Genomic DNA, 14,635 nt, shown 5'->3' on the forward strand with positions numbered 1-14,635 from the left:
GTGAATAACGCGTAAGCCCGCGGTGTTCCACCGACGTGACCACAGCGACCGGAGTGCTCGACTCGATCGTGATCGGCGCCGGCCAGGCCGGTCTCTCGGCGAGCCACCATCTGTCCCGCCGTGGCATCGACCACGTCGTCCTCGACGCCGAGCAGCGCCCCGGCGGCGCCTGGCAGCACCGCTGGGACGCCCTCACCCTGGCCGACGTGCACGGCATCGCCGAGCTCCCCGACGCCGAGCCGCTGCCGACCGACTCGACGGCCGCCGCGGCCCGCGCGAACGTCGCGGTGCCGACGTACTTCTCCTCCTATGAGACCGAGCAGCAGGTGCCGGTCCTGCGGCCCGTCAAGGTCGACCGGGTGAGCAGCCGCGACGACGCGCTGCTGGCCGTCACCGCCGGTGAGCGGACCTGGCTCGGTCGGACCCTGGTCAACGCCACCGGCACCTGGACGCAGCCGTACTGGCCGTTCTACCCCGGGCGCGAGACGTTCCTGGGCGAGCAGCTGCACACCCACGACTACCCCGGTCCCGAGCACTTCCGCGGCCGCCGGGTGCTGGTCGTCGGCGGCGGTGCCTCCGCGGTCCAGTTCCTGGGCACCCTGGGGCCGATCACCGACGTGGTCTGGGTGACCCGCCGGCCGCCGGTGTGGCGCACCGACCGGTTCGACGCCGAGGCCGGGCACGACGCGGTGGCGCTGGTCGAGGATCGCGTACGCCGTGGGCTGCCGCCGACCTCGGTGGTCTCGGTGACCGGACTGATGCTGCGGCCCCAGGAGGCCGAGGCGGCACGGCTCGGGGTCTATGACCGACGACTGCCGATGTTCTCCTCGATCGAGCCCGACGGGGTGCGCTGGGCCGACGGCTCCTTCGAGGCCGTCGACGTGATCCTGTGGGCGACCGGCTTCAGGCCGGCGATCGCGCACCTGGCACCGCTGCGGCTACGCAGCGAGGCCGGTGGCATCCAGCTGGACCGGTTCGGCACGACGGCGGTGGTCGACCCGCGGATCCAGCTGGTCGGCTACGGCCCCTCGGCCTCGACCATCGGAGCCAACCGCGCGGGACGGTTCGCTGCCCGCGGGGTCGCTGCCTGGCTGCGCGATCACCCGCCGAGCAACGCCTCCAGCTCCGTCCTGTCGAGCAGGTCGGGCGGCTCGACCAGCTGACCGCTGCGGACGTAGTAGAACGCCGCCCGGACCTGGGCCGGGTCGACTCCCTGGAGCTCGGCCCAGGCCAGCCGGTAGATGCTGAGCTGGAGCGGGTCGGCACTCGCGGTCCTGCTGGTCTTCCAGTCCACGATCAGCCAGCGCCCCTCGGGCTCGGCGTAGACGGCATCCATCCGGCCGCGCACCACCTGTCCGGCCAGCACCAGCGCGAACGGGACCTCCACCTGGGCCGGCGGCCGGTCGGCGAACGGACCCGACTCGAACCCGGCGATCACCTCGTCGAGCTCGGCGTCGGTGGTGATCCCGGCGTCACCGGCACCGGGCAGGTCGTCGAGGTCGAAGAGGTCCTGCTGGTCGAAGCGGGCCTCGACCCAGGCGTGGAACCGAGTGCCGAACCGGGCCGCCGTGGATGGCTCGTGCGGCATCGGCCGGGCCAGCTCGCGGGCGAAGGCGTCGGGGTCCTCGCGTAGCCGGGTCAGTGCGGTGGCCGAGAGCGAGTCGGGGCGGGCCACCGTGATGTCGTCGGAGACGGCGGCACGGGCCTCCTCCAGCAGCCGCCCGATCTCGTCGTCCCACTCCGCGACGCGGGCGGCCTCGATCATGTCGAGCCCCTCGTCGCCGTCCGCCGGTGCGGCGGCCGGGTCCAGGGAGGCGACCAGGGCGGCAGCACGGGACCGCAGGACGCCCTCGGTGCCGGGACCCTCGGGCGGCCAGGGGTGCCGCTCGATCTCGGCCGTGAACGGGTTCGGGGTGCCACGCTCGGGCTTGTCCAGCCAGACCACCTCGACCCCGGCCGCACGCAGCCGGTCGCGGACGATCACCTGGTACTCCGAGGGGCCCAGCGGGGTCTTGGTCTCCTTCCAACAGAAGGAGGTGACCGAGAGCCGATCCTCGGCCCGGGTGAAGGCGACGTACCCCAGGCGGCGCTCCTCCGCGGCGCCGTGCTCCTTCACCGCGGCCCGGTAGGCGTCGATGGCGGCCTTGTCGTAGCCGGTCAGGTGCGGCAGGTCGTGGGCGTCGCGGCGCAGGTGGGAAGGCAGCTCGGCAGGCGTGGCCAGCCAGATCGACCGGCCCCGATTGGACGGGAAGACCGTCTCGCAGACCCCGATCAGGAAGACCTCGGCGAACTCCAGGCCCTTGGAGCGGTGCACGGTGAGCAGCTTGACCGAGTCGACGGCGCTCGGCGTGGCCAGCTCCATTCCGCTGCCCTGCTCGTCCTCGGCGGTCAGGTAGGCCAGCAGCGCCGCCATCGAGACGTCGCCGTCGATCGCCTGGAAGTCGGCGACCGCCTTGATGAACAGGTCCAGGTTGTCGCGCCGGGAGGCCGCCGCGGCGCTGACGGCCGAGGCCAGCTCGATGTCCACCCCGGTGGTGTCGACCACCCGGCGTACGACGTCGAGCAACGGCTCGGACGCGTGCGAGCGCAGCATCCGCAGCTCCGCAGCGAGCATCGCGAACCGCTCCAGGGCCTCGGGTGAGTAGTCGCCCTCCCCGGGGTCGGCGAGCGCGTCGTCCAGCGCCGCGAGCTCGGAGGGGTCGACGCCGTCGGCGATGGACTCCAGGGCCTCGGCGATGCTGCCCTCCTCACTGCCCGGCCCGTTCCCGGCCAGCTCTCGGGCCCGCGAGGCCAGCAGCTTGAGGTCACGCGGGCCGATCGCCCAGCGCGGGCCGCTCAGCACGGTGAGCAGCGACGCGTTCGCGGTGACGTCGTGGAGCAGGTGCAGCAGGGCGACGATCTCGGCCACCTCGGGCAGCCGGAGCAGGCCCGACAGGCCGACGATCTCGACCGGGATCCCGGCCGCGGAGAGCACGTCGTAGGCCTTCGCCGCCGACCCGTTGTCGCGGGTCAGCACCGCGATCGTGGACCACGACGGCGTGGCCATCGCCGCATGCACGCGGGCGATCTCCTCGGCCAGCCAGCGATGCTCCTCGGCCTGGCTGGAGAAGACCTGGGCGCTCAGTCGCCCCTCGCCCCGGCGCGGGTCCGGCACCAGCGGTAGCACCCCGGGGGTGGCCTCGTAGAGCGGGGCGGCCAACTCGTTGGCCACCGCCAGGATCTCGCTGCCCGAGCGTCGGTTGACGGTCAGGTTGTAGCGCCGACCCTCACCGTGCCGGGGCCGGAAGTGCTCGTGGAAGCCGAGGATGTTGGAGACCGAGGCACCTCGCCAGCCGTAGATCGCCTGGTTCGGGTCGCCGACCGCCATCACCGCATGGCCGCCGGTGAAGAGCCGCGACAGCATGATCGCCTGGGCGGTGGAGGTGTCCTGGTACTCGTCGAGCATGACGACCTTGAACTTCGCCCGCTCCAGGTCACCGACCTCCGGCTGCTCCTCGGCGAGCCGGGCCGCCAGCGCGATCTGGTCGCTGAAGTCCATCAGCCCCAGGTCGGCCTTGAGCCGGCGGTAGGTCTCGACCAGGTCGAGCAGCTCCCCGCGCCGGTCGAGGGTGTTGATCGCGTCGGCGTACGTCGACAGGTAGGTCTTGCGCGGCTTGGTCGCCGCCTCCTCCTCGATCCGCTCGGCGACCAGCGCCCGGCGGGCCACCTCGTCGGCGAGCCGGACGTCGGCCGGCGTACGGAGGTGTTCGGAGAGCTGACCGTCGAGGGCGAGCAGGTTCTGGATCGCCGTCGGCGGGTGGTCGGTGAGCACCGAGACCTGGCCGACGTGACGGTCCAGGGCGCGGGCGCCGAGCTGGTAGCGGGCCGCGTCGGTGACCACCCGGGTGTCGGGCTCATGACCGATCCGCAGGCCATGCTCGCTCAGCAGCGCCGCCGCATAGGCGTTGTACGTCGACACCGTCGGTTCCAGGATCTCGCCCTCGGCACTCTCCCCCAGCGCTCCGGCCTCCCGCAGCGACGCCCTGATCTTGGCGTGCAGCTGGGCGGTGGCCTTGGTGGTGAAGGTGAGGCCGAGCACCTCGTCGGGACGGACCTGTCCGGTCAGCACCAGGTAGACCACCCGCGCCGCCATCAGGGTGGTCTTGCCCGAGCCGGCCCCGGCGATCACGACGACAGGCTCCAGCGGGGCGGTGATCGCCGCCCACTGCTCGGGTGAGGCGGGATGCCTCTCCCCCATCACCGCCTGCAGCTGGGCCGGCGTGGTGATCTCCATCATCGGGTCACCGCCCTCGCGCCGCGGGCCGGGCAGAGGCTGGTGAAGGAGCACCGTTCGCAGTGCGGTCCGGGCTGGGCGGGCATGGTCTCGCGTCGCAGCAGGGCGGCCGCCTCCTCCAGGGAGCCCTTGAGCGCCTCGCGCTCGGGGCTGGCGTCGGTGTGGATCGACTGGGCGAGCACCTTCACCCCGGGGACGAGGTCCTTCTCGCCGAGCTCGATCAGCTCGCCGCCGCCGCTGCTGGTGCCCGGGGCGCGCTGCTCGAGGGCACCGCGGTCGATGGCGAGCTGGTAGAGCGCCAGCTGGACGTTGCGCTGCACGGCGGGACCGCTGGGCAGGGTGCGGCCGGTCTTGAAGTCGACCACGACGACCCGGCCCTGGTGGTCGAGCTCGAGACGGTCGGCACGGCCCCGCAGCCGGACCGTCTCCCCGGAGTCGAGGGCCACCTCGCAGGAGAAGTCGATCTCGGTGCCGAGCGGGCGGCGGGTGTTGGCCTCGTGCCACTCCAGGAACCGCTCCAGGGCACGCCGGATCCGGTCGTGCTCGCGGGCGTCGGACCAGCTGGTGCGGAAGGTCAGCCGGCTCCAGACGGAGTCGACATGGGCCATCAGCTGGTCGAGCTCGGGGGCCAGCTCACCGTCGGCGACCCGCTGCGCGACGGCGTGCACGATCGAGCCGACGTTGGCGGCCTGGTGGCTGGCCGCGGCACCGCCGGCCTCGCGTTCGAGGAACCAGTGCATCGGGCACTCGATCAGCCCCTCCAGCACCGTCGCCGAGATCGTCACCGGTGCGTCGGCCGGGCGCAGCGGGGTGACCGCACGGGTCATCGCCTGGGTGCCCCACCACGTCGACGGGTCGGCGGCGGGGACCAGCGGCCGTTCACCGCGGGTCTGGGCGGCGAGCATCGCCAGCCGGCGCGCAGCAGCCAGCCGGAGCGGCTCGGAGGTGTCGGGGTCGGCGCTGACCCGGCGCAGCTCGGCGACCAGACCGCCCAAGGAGAGCGGGCGGCGCGGGCGTCCCACGACGTGCTCCACGCCGACGCCGAGCTCGTCGAGGAAGCGGCTGGGCTGCTCGCCGTCGTCGGCGTCGGAGCGGACCGCTGTCACGATCAGCCGGTCGCGGGCGCGGGTGGCGGCGACGTAGAACAGCCGGCGCTCCTCGGCCAGCAGCTCACGGATCCCCAGCGGCGGGATCAGCTCGCCGGTGCCGATCCGGTCGGGCTGGAGCAGCGAGGAGCGGCGTCGCAGGTCGGGCCAGGCCTCGGCCTGGACGTGGGCCACGACGACCAGGCGCCACTCCAGACCCTTGGAACGGTGCGCGGTGAGCAGCCGGACGGCCGCACCTCGGGCACCGCGGTCGGCCAGGGTGTCGGCGGGGATCTGCTGGGCGCTCAGCGTGGCCAGGAAGGTGCGGGCGTCGGTGTGGTCCCGCTTGGCCTCGACCCGGGCCGCAGCGTCGAAGAGCGCCACGATCGCGTCCAGGTCGCGGTGGGCGCGACGTGCGGCCCCGCCCCCGGCGTCGACCCCACGGCGCAGCCGCTCGGGCCACGACGTCGAGCTCCACAGCTCCCACAGCAGCAGCTCGGGGCTCTGGCCGGCCTCGGCCATCGCCCGGACCCGGTGCAGCAGCGCGACCAGCGCCTCCACCCGGCCCAGCGAGGCGTCGGCCAGCCCGGCGACGAAGTCGGGCCGCAGCACCGCCTCGCGCAGCAGCTCGGGCGAGGAGCGCACCTTGCGGTCCTCGGCCGCGGCCAGCGCCTTCTCCCGCACTCGCAGGGCCCGCGCGAGACGGCGTACGTCGGGAGCGGCGAGGCCCCCCAGGGGACCGGTCAGCAGGGCCTGGATCTGGGCCGGGTCGAGGTAGCCGGCCGTCTCCGGGTCGTCGTTGTCCAGGTTGAGGGCCGCCCGCAGCGCCGCCAGCAGCGGCTCGACGGCGGGGTCACGCACCAGCGGGAGCTCGTCGCCGGCGACCTCGACCGGGACGCCGAGCGCCCCCAGGGCACGGCGCAGCGGCGGGATCGAGGTCCGGCCGGAGCGGACCAGCACGGCCATCTCGTCCCAGCCGATGCCGTCCTCGAGGTGGGCACGGCGCAGCAGGTCGGCGAGGTGCTCGGCCTCGGCCCGCTCGGTGTCGAAGGTGAGGGCCTGCACCCGGCCGCCGGCGTGGGAGGCCTGCGGTGCCAGGAACGCCTCGCGGGCCTCGGCGTCGATCGTGCCGGGCAGACCGATCCGCCCGGCGACCCGCTGGGCGGCGACCAGGAGCCGGTCGCCGAAGCGGCGGGTGGTGCGCAGCGCGACCACCGGGGCCGGGGTGCCCGAGGCGGTCGGGAAGGTGGTCGGGAACTCCAGGATGCCGCGCACCTCGGCCCCCCGGAAGGCGTAGATGGACTGGTGCGGGTCACCGACGGCGACCAGGTTGCGGCCGTCCCCGGTGATCGCACGGAGCAGGTCGAGCTGGCCGGGGTCGGTGTCCTGGAACTCGTCGACGAAGACGTGGGCGAACCGTGCCCGCAGCTCGGCGCGGTGCGCCTCGGCCTCCAGCACGGCGCGCCGGATCAGGTCGGAGTAGTCGATCGCGCCCTGGGCGTCGAGGTTCTGCAGGTACTCCTCCATGAAGAGGCCGGCGGCGACGAACTCGGGCACTCCCCCGGCGGTGCCGAGGTCGGCGAGGTCCCAGCCCTCCAGCCCCTTCTCCCGGGCCCGGGACAGGACGCCCTGGACCTCCCGGGCGAAGCCGCGGGTCTGCATCGCCCGAGTCAGGGACTCGGGCCACCGGCTCTGGTCGGTGCCGGCCAGCAGGTCGCGCAGGATGACGTCCTGCTCCGGGGCACTCAGCAGCCGCAGCGGTCCCTCGTAGAGGTCGGCGGGCGCGTACTTCCGGATCAGGCCGTAGGCGAAGGAGTGGAACGTCATGCACGGGTTGGCCGTCATGGTGCGGCCCAGCCGGGCGATGATCCGGTCCCGGAGCTGTTCGGCGGCCTTGCGGGAGAAGGTCAGCGCGAGCACCGACTCCGGGCTCGCCCCGCGGCCCTCGATCCGCTCGACGATCGCCTCCACCAGGGTGGTGGTCTTCCCGGTGCCGGGACCGGCCAGGACCAGCAGCGGCCCGCCGGGATGGTCGACGACGCGACGCTGGTACTCGTCCAGGGTGGGCGGCACGGGAGCCGGAGCCGGTCCTGCCAGACGGTACGTCGTCACCGGAGCAGTCTGTCAGGCGGCACCGACAACTACGGGCCGATCCCCGAGATGCCGACGGCGGCCCTCCCCGAAGGAAGGACCGCCGTCGATCTGGACCTGCGTCAGTACGACGGCTGGCTCGGGTCGATCTGGTTGACCCAGGCCACCACGCCGCCACCGACGTGGACGGCGTCGCCGTAGCCGGCGCCCTTGGCGATCGCCAGGCACTCAGCCGAGCGGACACCGGACTTGCAGTGCAGCACGAGCTGCTTCTGGCCGTCGTTGGTCAGCTCGGCGAGCTTGGACAGCGCCTCGCCGGTGAGGAACTCACCCTTGGGCACCAGCACCGAGTTCGGGATCTGGTTGATCTCGTACTCGTTGGGCTCGCGGACGTCGACCAGCACGAAGTCGCGCTCACCGGACTCGGCCTCCTTGAACCAGCTCTCCAGGGTCGTCACGGAGATGGTCGAGCCGACAGCCGCCTCGGCGGCGTCCTCGGAGACGGCACCGCAGAAGACCTCATAGTCGATCAGGGACTCGACGGTCGGGTGGTCACCACACAGCGCGCAGTTCGGGTCCTTGCGCAGACGGACCTTGCGGTACTCCATCTCGAGCGCGTCGTAGATCATCAGCTCGCCGACCAGCGGGTCGCCGATGCCGGTGAGCAGCTTGATCCCCTCGGTGACCTGGATCGAGCCGATGGAGGCGCACAGCACACCCAGCACGCCGCCCTCGGCGCAGGAGGGGACCATGCCCGGCGGCGGCGGCTCGGGGTAGAGGCAGCGGTAGCAGGGCGCATTCTCGGCGGCCTTGGCCAGCTCGGGGTTCTTCGAGTTGCGCAGACCGGCGGCGTAGACCGAGGCCTGGCCGTCGAAGCGGTAGATCGAGCCCCAGACGTAGGGGATGCCGAGGAAGTACGCGGCGTCGTTGACCATGTAGCGGGTCGCGAAGTTGTCGGTCCCGTCGATGATCAGGTCCCAGCCCTCGAAGACCCGGAAGACGTTGTCGTTGTCGAGACGCTCGTTGTAGAGCACGACCTCGACCAGCGGGTTCACGTCGGCGATGGCGGCCTTGGCCGACTCGGCCTTGGGCTGTCCGATCGTGGACTGCTTGTGGATGATCTGGCGCTGGAGGTTCGACTCGTCGACCTCGTCGAACTCGACGATGCCGATCGTGCCGACTCCGGCGGCGGCCAGGTAGAGCAGCGCGGGCGAGCCGAGGCCACCGGCACCGATCACCAGCACACGAGCGTTCTTGAGGCGCTTCTGGCCGGCCATGCCGACGTCAGGAATGATCAGGTGGCGGCTGTAACGACGCACCTCATCGATGGTGAGCTCCTCGGCGGGCTCCACGAGCGGCGGCAGACTCACGCGCTCTCCTCCTTGCGGATGTCAACGGGTTGACCTGTGTTCTTCCCGGGTTGAGACTCAACGCCGGCGTACCCGACCATTGTTCCCGCATCACCGACAGGTCCCTCCACCGCATCCCGGGATCTGGACGGGACCTACCGACAGGTAGCCTTGTCGGACCATTCACCGGATGTGACCCGGAAGCAGGAACGCGTGACGACCGAGTTTGACCTGGATGCCCGACCCCGCGGGGGCCGGATGCCGCGCCGCGAGCGACGCGCGCAGCTCCTCGAGTCTGCCCTGGAGGTCTTCGTCGCCCAGGGCTACCACGCGGCGGCGATGGATGACATCGCCGACCGGGCCGGGGTCTCCAAGCCGGTCCTGTACCAGCACTTCCCCGGCAAGTTCGAGCTCTACCTCGCTCTGCTGGAGCAGTCCTGCGACCACATGATCGAGGCCGTCCGCGACGCGCTCGCCGCGACCAACGACAACAAGCAGCGGGTGGCTGCGACGATCAGCGCCTTCTACACGTACGTCGCCAACGAGACCGGTGCCTTCCGGCTGGTCTTCGAGTCCGACCTGACCAACGAGCCCGCGGTGCGGGACCAGGTCGACCGGGTGACCAACGAGTGCGCCGAGGCGATCGCCGACGTGATCGCCGACGACACCGGCCTGCCCCGTGCCGCCTCGCTGCTGCTGGCGGTCTCCCTGGTGGGAATGGCCCAGCAGTCCTCACGGTTCTGGCTGGAGGCCGATGGGGGCCTCGAACGTGAGCAGGCAGCCGCCCTGGTGGCAGGCTTGGCCTGGCGCGGCATCGGTGGCTACCCGAAGTCGTAGTCCGCACAACCCGACCACAGCACAACAGAGGAGTCAGCGTGGAGGTCAAGATCGGCGTGCAGTACGCCGCCCGTGAACTGGTCATCGAGACCGAGGAGTCGGCCGAGACCGTCGAGGCCGCCGTGTCGGCCGCCATCGCCGCGGACACGCTCCTGTCCCTCACCGACATCAAGGGCAAGAAGGTCTTCGTACCGGCCGCGAAGATCACCTACGTCGAGCTCGGCAGCGCCGTGCAGAACGCCGTCGGCTTCCGCAGCTGACCTGATCCACCCACCGCATTCGGCGCCCGACACTCCGGGCGCCGAATGCTGTTCATGCTGACCTTTTCAGGGAAAGATCAGGAAACGACGCCATTTCTCGGTGGCGACGTTCCTCCTTCGAAAGGGAATCTCATGAGCGTCCTCTGGTTCATCATCACCACCCTCGTGGGCGGCCTGATCATCGGCTGGCTCGGCAAGGTGGTCGCACCCGGCAGCAAGGACAACATCGCGTTCTTGCCGATGTGGATTGTCGGCATCATCGGCATGTTGCTCGGCAGCTTCCTCTACTACTGGATCTTCGGCGTCCAGAAGGGCTTCGACGGCAACGCCTTCAACACCACCAAGGGCATCGACTGGTGGCGCCACGTCTGGCAGATCGTGGTGACCGCGATCCTGGTCGCCGTTGCGACCACGGTGATGCCGAGCACCCGCCGACGCTGACTACCACCTCCACGCCGAAGGGCGCCCGCGATGATCGCGGGCGCCCTTCGTGTGTCTGGGTGCGTCAGTGCGCCAGGCCGAGGCGGCCCATCCGCTCCACGTGACGGCTGGTGATCCGGGCGAACATCTCGCCGATCCCGGCCAGGTCGAGCTCGCCGAAGGTGGCGTTGCCGGCCAGGATCTCGCTCAGCGCCTCCCGCGAGGCGGCCACGTGCTGGGTCTGGGTCAGGGCCTCCCCCATCAGGCGGCGGCCCCACAGCGCGAGCCGGCCACCCAGGGTCGGGTCGGCGGCGATGCCGGCCTCGATCCGCTCGATCGCGAACGCCGCCTCGTCACCGTCGGTCAGCGCCGTCTGGATCAGCGTCCGTGTGTCGACGTCGAGGAATCCGGAGATCTCCCGGTAGAAGTCGGCCACGATCCCGTCGCCGACGTACGCCTTGACCAACGCCTCCCACCAGTCGCTGGGCGCGGTGAAGGCGTGGAACTGGTCGATCGCCTCCTGGAACGGGGCCATCGCGTCGTAGGGGCCGTCGGTCAGCTCGGCCAGGCGCGCCCGGATCGGCTCGACCTTGGCGTACTGCGCGGTCGCCATGCCGAGCAGCGCGACCTTGTCGGTGAGCGTCGGCGCCAGCGCCGCATCGTCGGTCAGGCGCTCGAACGCCGAGATCTCGCCGTACCCGATCGCACCGAGCAGATCGACGATCGCGCTCTTGTAGACGGGGTCGGAGAAGGGGTCACCCGGAGCAGGGTTGGAACCGGGGTCGGACTGTGTCGATGCCACCACCCCATCAGCCTACCGATAGACTCGGTCCTGTATGTGCGCGGCTGACGCTTGACGCTCGGCCGCTTCGTCGAACTGAAAGCACCCAACTCAACATGCCTACTTTCCGCGACCTGGGCGTTCTGCCCGAGATCTGCGACGCCCTGGAGTCCAAGGGCATCATCGAGCCCTTCGCCATCCAGGAGATGACCCTCTCGGTCGCCCTGGAGGGCACCGACCTGATCGGTCAGGCCCGCACCGGCACCGGCAAGACCTTCGCCTTCGGCATCCCGGCCGTGCAGCGCATCGGCGCGCAGGCCAACGGCAAGCCGCAGGCCCTCGTCGTCGCTCCGACCCGTGAGCTCGCGCTCCAGGTCTTCCACGACATCGAGCTGCTCTCCTCCAACCTGGGCCTGCGGGTCCTCTCGATCTACGGTGGCGTCGGCTTCGAGCCCCAGATCGAGGCGCTGGAGGCCGGCGTCGACATCGTCGTCGGTACGCCGGGCCGGATCATCGACATGGTCAACCGCAAGCACCTCGACCTCTCCGAGATCAAGACCCTGGTGCTCGACGAGGCCGACGAGATGCTCGACCTCGGCTTCCTGCCCGACGTCGAGAAGATCCTGGCCAAGACCCCCAAGAGCCGCCAGACGATGCTCTTCAGCGCCACGATGCCCGCGGCGATCATCTCCCTGGCCCGCACCCACCTGGTCAGCCCGATGAACATCCGGGCCGAGGCGTCGTACGAGAACGCCACGCACAAGACCACCACGCAGTTCGTCTACCAGGCCCACGACCTGGACAAGCCGGAGATGATCGGCCGCCTGCTCCAGGGCGAGCCCGAGGGCGGCGTCGGCAAGGTCGTCGTCTTCGCCCGCACCAAGCGCCAGGCCCAGCGGGTCGCCGACGACCTCGTCGAACGCGGCTTCAACGCCGGTTCGCTGCACGGCGACATGGCCCAGGTCGCCCGCGAGAAGGCGATGCAGCGCTTCCGTGACGACAAGATCCAGATCCTGGTCGCCACCGACGTCGCCGCCCGCGGTATCGACGTCACCGGCGTGAGCCACGTGATCAACTACACGACGCCCGACGACGAGAAGACCTACGTCCACCGGATCGGCCGCACCGGCCGCGCCGGTGCCACCGGCGTCGCTGTCACGCTGGTCGACTGGGCCGACATCCACAAGTGGAAGATGATCAACAAGGCCCTCGACCTGGACTTCGACGACCCGGCCGAGACGTACTCCTCCTCGGACAACTTCCTCGCCGACCACCACATCGTCAAGGGCACCAAGGGTCGGATCAAGAAGGCCGCTCCTGTCGAGCGCAAGGAGCGTCCCGCCGCCAAGGACGCTGGCTCCGGCGAGCGCGCCCCGCGCACCCGCAACCGGACCCGCACCCGTTCACGCAACGGCGAGAAGGTCGAGGGCGGCGCGAGCGCCGAGGCCACCGTGCCGGCCGGCGCCCCTGCCGCCGAGGGCGAGGGCGAGGCCAAGGCCCCGTCGCGCACCCGCCGTCGCCGTCGCCGCCCGTCCTCGGGCTCCGGCTCGGAGGCAACCGCCTCCGCCGCCGAGTGACCCTCTGCTAGTCCACTGAACGCGAGCCTCCTGCGAGGCTCGCGTTCAGTGTCTCTACGACCAGCTCGGCGTCGCGCTGGGCCAGGTCGTCCGGGTACGCCGGCAGCAGGTCGTCCCAGACCGGCAGCCAGGATCCGAAGAACTGGGTCTGGCCCTCGGGCCGGGCGAAGAACCACACGTCAGCGCTGAGCGGGCATTGGCCGAGAACGGTCGGACCCACACCGGAGTGCCTTCCTACGTCCGGGTCGCCCGCACCCTCGGCGTAAGGGTCGCTACTCTGGTCGGCGGTGTCGAGTAGTTCAACCTGTGCCCAGGCGGGAGAAGCCCGCCCCAACGACATCGGGACGGGCTTCTGTTTCTTCTAACTAGGCAGCCCTGTTGAGCCAGTCCGTCTGCTCGGTTCCCACGTTGCAGGTGCCCCATGCACCGCTCATGGTTGCCACCATGAGTTTGTCATTGGAATCGATAGCCGGGACCAGGCGGTCACGTACCTGTTCGGCAGACAGGCTCGACTCAACGATCCAGACCGACTCCATCGCGTGGCACCAGCCTGGGAAGGACTTGATCGCCTCGATCACTTTCGTGTAGTTGCGACTGGGGTTGGAGAGGTCGTAGGTGACCACATGTGTACTCATAATGAAGATCCTCACTGCTCGGGTAATTGCTTACTGACTGCGAGGGCCCTAGGCTCATGGTTGGTATTGGCTCGAGCTTCGGGCCCTCTATTAGGCCGGTTTCCAGCCGACCTGCTTTGGCCCCCGGCTGCAGTCGGGGGCCTCTGCGTTGTGGAGAAGCAGGGCAAACCCGGCATCCCATGTGAACTAGATGTGGAGAACTACATCCCTGTAAGTACTACATCTAGCGATAAGTGTCCCCTAGGCCCCCGGCAGCCTGTCAAGCGGCGACGGAATTACATCGGCGCGTCCTGCGGACAAGCACAGTTCGAAGCGGTAGAAAGCCGCCCTCATCATGGCGCTCATCCTTGCTTCGCTCGCCCGTACCCCCTACTGCCCGAGATCCGAGGAGGGGGCGACGGTCGTGCCGATCGTTCGTCAGGTTTTGTCGGTGGCTTCCCATACTGTGATGGGTATGAAGCCGAAGGGCGGAGCGGGAGTGACCAGCAGTGCTGAGGCACTGTTGGAGGGCTGGCGTGTGGACCAGGTCAAGGCCCGCCGTCGTGAGGTGAAGGCTCTCGACAAGGCGATCCGCTGGCTCACCGTGGTGGCCGACGCTGAGCCTGCTGAGCAGCGGTACGGCCTGGAGATGCCCGTCGGTGGTGACGGCTGTCCTCGCATCGGGGAGGAAGCAGTGGCCGAGTTCGCTGCGTTCGCTCAGATGAGCCCCCACGCTGCACTGGCCTATCTGGCTGACGCCTGGGACCTGGCGTGGCGGTTCCCCGAGACTCTGGCTGCCGTCCGAGAAGGTCGGGTTGAGGTGTGGCGTGCCCGTCAGGTCGCCGCAACGCTCCGCAGCGTCCCCGCTGAGGGTGCGCGGTACGTCGACGAGGCCATCGCGCCGATCGCCCATCGGGTCGGGATGGCCCGCCTCCGACGCATGGTCGTCTTCGCCGAGATCCTGAGTGACCCCGACGCGGCGGTCGCCCGAGCTCGGGCAGCAGCCGAGGGCCGGGCGATCAGTGTCTCCGGGACCGGGCAGCCCGACGGCCTCGCGGACGTGTTCGGCCGCCTGGATGCCGCTGACGCGGCTGACTTCGAGGCAGCGATCCAGGAGGTCGCCGCCCACCTCGCCACCCTCGACGCAACCAACCCAGACTCTGAGCCCGAACCTCTGGACGTCCGCCGCGCCAAGGCAGTCGGAGTCATCGCGCGGCGCCACCTCGCCGGTATAGCCGGTTCAGGGACGTCGGAGGTGGTCGTGACGCGGGTGGTGCACACCTACGTCCACCTCACCCCCGACTCACCCGTCGCCGAAGTCGAAGCCGGCAACACTCTCGCCCCGGTC

General features: G+C 70.5%; 12 protein-coding genes. 6 read left to right on the plus strand and 6 right to left on the minus strand.

Translation table 11 applies throughout. The annotated features are described in order from the left end of the window. The first annotated feature begins 35 nt into the window (after positions 1-35). Positions 36-1,163 carry an NAD(P)-binding domain-containing protein gene (locus tag Q1V88_RS14270; protein WP_300681956.1) on the plus strand — a complete coding sequence of 376 codons (1,128 nt, stop codon included), beginning with the start codon at positions 36-38 and terminating at the stop codon, positions 1,161-1,163. On the opposite strand, the gene Q1V88_RS14275 is transcribed toward Q1V88_RS14270, so the two are convergent. The 3 genes from Q1V88_RS14275 to moeB all read right to left on the minus strand — a co-directional run bounded on the left by Q1V88_RS14275 (position 1,100) and on the right by moeB (position 8,819). Beyond that, positions 1,100-4,276, minus strand: a complete 3,177-nt coding sequence (locus tag Q1V88_RS14275) for an ATP-dependent DNA helicase (RefSeq protein ID WP_300681957.1) — start codon at positions 4,274-4,276, stop codon at positions 1,100-1,102. The genes Q1V88_RS14270 and Q1V88_RS14275 overlap by 64 nt on opposite strands. Next, positions 4,273-7,470: an ATP-dependent DNA helicase gene (locus tag Q1V88_RS14280; protein ID WP_300681958.1), complete on the minus strand. Its 3,198-nt coding sequence runs from the start codon at positions 7,468-7,470 to the stop codon at positions 4,273-4,275. Before Q1V88_RS14280 ends, Q1V88_RS14275 begins: the two co-directional genes overlap by 4 nt. A gap of 101 nt (positions 7,471-7,571) precedes the next feature. After that, complete coding sequence (gene moeB, locus Q1V88_RS14285) at positions 7,572-8,819, minus strand: molybdopterin-synthase adenylyltransferase MoeB (protein ID WP_300681959.1); 1,248 nt, start codon at positions 8,817-8,819, stop codon at positions 7,572-7,574. Between the two features lie 237 nt (positions 8,820-9,056). Between moeB and Q1V88_RS14290 the strand changes: the two genes are divergently transcribed. From Q1V88_RS14290 to Q1V88_RS14300, 3 genes are all read left to right on the plus strand, one after another. Continuing rightward, positions 9,057-9,635 carry a TetR/AcrR family transcriptional regulator gene (locus Q1V88_RS14290; RefSeq protein WP_300681968.1) on the plus strand — a complete coding sequence of 193 codons (579 nt, stop codon included), beginning with the start codon at positions 9,057-9,059 and terminating at the stop codon, positions 9,633-9,635. A 38-nt stretch (positions 9,636-9,673) separates the two neighbouring features. Further along, complete coding sequence (locus Q1V88_RS14295; RefSeq protein WP_300681960.1) at positions 9,674-9,895, plus strand: DUF3107 domain-containing protein; 222 nt, start codon at positions 9,674-9,676, stop codon at positions 9,893-9,895. Positions 9,896-10,027: 132 nt separating this feature from the next. Next, entirely contained in the window at positions 10,028-10,336 is a 309-nt protein-coding gene (locus tag Q1V88_RS14300) for a hypothetical protein (protein WP_300681961.1), read from the plus strand. Between the two features lie 64 nt (positions 10,337-10,400). On the opposite strand, the gene Q1V88_RS14305 is transcribed toward Q1V88_RS14300, so the two are convergent. Beyond that, on the minus strand, positions 10,401-11,120 hold the full coding sequence (locus Q1V88_RS14305; protein WP_300681962.1) for a ferritin-like fold-containing protein: 720 nt from the start codon (positions 11,118-11,120) through the stop codon (positions 10,401-10,403). A gap of 92 nt (positions 11,121-11,212) precedes the next feature. Between Q1V88_RS14305 and Q1V88_RS14310 the strand changes: the two genes are divergently transcribed. Continuing rightward, complete coding sequence (locus Q1V88_RS14310) at positions 11,213-12,673, plus strand: DEAD/DEAH box helicase (RefSeq protein ID WP_300681963.1); 1,461 nt, start codon at positions 11,213-11,215, stop codon at positions 12,671-12,673. A 7-nt stretch (positions 12,674-12,680) separates the two neighbouring features. On the opposite strand, the gene Q1V88_RS14315 is transcribed toward Q1V88_RS14310, so the two are convergent. Together Q1V88_RS14315 and Q1V88_RS14320 are read right to left on the minus strand one after the other, a co-directional pair. Next, positions 12,681-12,893 carry a hypothetical protein gene (locus Q1V88_RS14315; protein WP_300681964.1) on the minus strand — a complete coding sequence of 71 codons (213 nt, stop codon included), beginning with the start codon at positions 12,891-12,893 and terminating at the stop codon, positions 12,681-12,683. A gap of 145 nt (positions 12,894-13,038) precedes the next feature. Further along, complete coding sequence (locus Q1V88_RS14320) at positions 13,039-13,296, minus strand: hypothetical protein (protein ID WP_300681965.1); 258 nt, start codon at positions 13,294-13,296, stop codon at positions 13,039-13,041. Between the two features lie 466 nt (positions 13,297-13,762). On the opposite strand from Q1V88_RS14320, the gene Q1V88_RS14325 reads away from it, so the two are divergent. Then, on the plus strand, positions 13,763-14,635 hold an 873-nt coding region (locus tag Q1V88_RS14325), incomplete at its 3' end, for a DUF222 domain-containing protein (RefSeq protein ID WP_300681966.1).

The organism is Nocardioides sp., assembly GCF_030150155.1.
In the GTDB taxonomy this organism is placed as follows: domain Bacteria; phylum Actinomycetota; class Actinomycetes; order Propionibacteriales; family Nocardioidaceae; genus Nocardioides.